The sequence below is a fragment of the Alteromonas sp. 5E99-2 genome, from assembly GCF_017368475.1.
GTDB lineage: Bacteria > Pseudomonadota > Gammaproteobacteria > Enterobacterales > Alteromonadaceae > Alteromonas_F.
Map to the genome: position 1 here is coordinate 1 of NZ_JAFNJE010000044.1, position 1,366 is coordinate 1,366.

Annotated in this window: 1 protein-coding gene; it reads left to right on the forward strand. The window is 35.4% G+C overall.

Annotated features, from left to right (window positions below; all coding sequences use genetic code 11):
• The first annotated feature begins 416 nt into the window (after positions 1-416).
• Complete coding sequence (locus tag J3L16_RS15775; RefSeq protein ID WP_207614022.1) at positions 417-1,013, forward strand: outer membrane beta-barrel protein; 597 nt, start codon at positions 417-419, stop codon at positions 1,011-1,013.
• The last annotated feature ends 353 nt before the right edge of the window (positions 1,014-1,366 follow it).

Genomic DNA, 1,366 nt, shown 5'->3' on the forward strand with positions numbered 1-1,366 from the left:
ACTAGGGTGGTTAGCATCAGTTCTAACTGTGCAATAAAGCTTGGTAAGCGTTGTTTTAGCGCGTCATCATCTAAAGTTTGTAGTGTTTCAAATTCTGTATCAGTCAACTTTCCTTACAGATTTGTTTAGGCAGATTTTAGTAGTTTCATCTTATATTCATCACATGAAATATTTCTTAACTTGTAATGACGTCGTTTTTGATTATAAAACGGTTCAATATAGCCAATGATATCAGCTTTGACTTCATGTTTTGCTTGCTATCCTTGTCGCTCTCTAGTTAAACCGTACCGTTACACCTTAAAAAATTCAAAAAAAAAGGAACAAAGGAGAGTTTGAAATGTCTAACATTTTGAAAAGCATGGCTATTATGTTTTTTTAATCAATTAAACGTTGTGTTTATTAAAAAGGATTCGAGTATGAAAGGACGTTTGTTTACCATATATATCACAATAGTATTTGGTTGTTTAGCTACATCAGTGAGTGCCAAAGATAGTAACGGGATATCAAAAGGATTTTATTTAGGTGCGAATATTAGTTCGCTTGACGCAGAGCTCGATATTAGTGAATTAACATTCGAAGCAACAGCAGAAACTTCAGATATCGCAACTAGCGTATTTGTCGGTTATCAGTTTTCCTTTAACAACGATTTTAGACTTGATACTGACATTGAATATCGCACTTTCAACAGTATTGAATCGGATCAACTCCTTGTTTCGGACGGGAAAGCTTATTTTTTGAATTTTCGGCCTAAGTACGTTGTATCAAAAAACTATGGCGAGTATTACCTATCTTTAACGTTAGGTTTTGGAGAAATGGATATCGATTATACCCTTGAAGGTACAACCGACACGGTCTCTCAATCTGAGTTCGCATCGCAGCTTGGTATTGAGTACGGTATTATTCTTAATAGTGGTATTGGGCTAGGCATTGGTTACCAAGTCATTTCAACAGAACAAGACAATGCCGAATTTACCTTCGACGGTGTATATGGTTCTATCAGGTATCAATTCTAATGTGAACCTATATAGCAGATTTTACGTTGTTATTATTCTTTTAGGGGACAGTATCGCTTCCAACACCTCATGAACTTTCATTTTCTGCCTAAACTGTTGCGAATATCGTCGAAAATCATGCCAATGTCTTGAATAATATTTAAAGCGACGCGTGCCATATAGGCTTGGCTCGTGTCGTATTCTAACTACTAGTTTAGAGAAAGGTAGAGTGGTACTAACTAACAATAGTTAAAAATATTTTACACATAGTCATATTGCCTTCCATTAATTAGTTTTTAGCAGAATGAAATTGTACTAGGGTGGTTAGCATCAGTTCTAACTGTGCAATAAAGCTTGGTAAGCGTTGTTTTAGC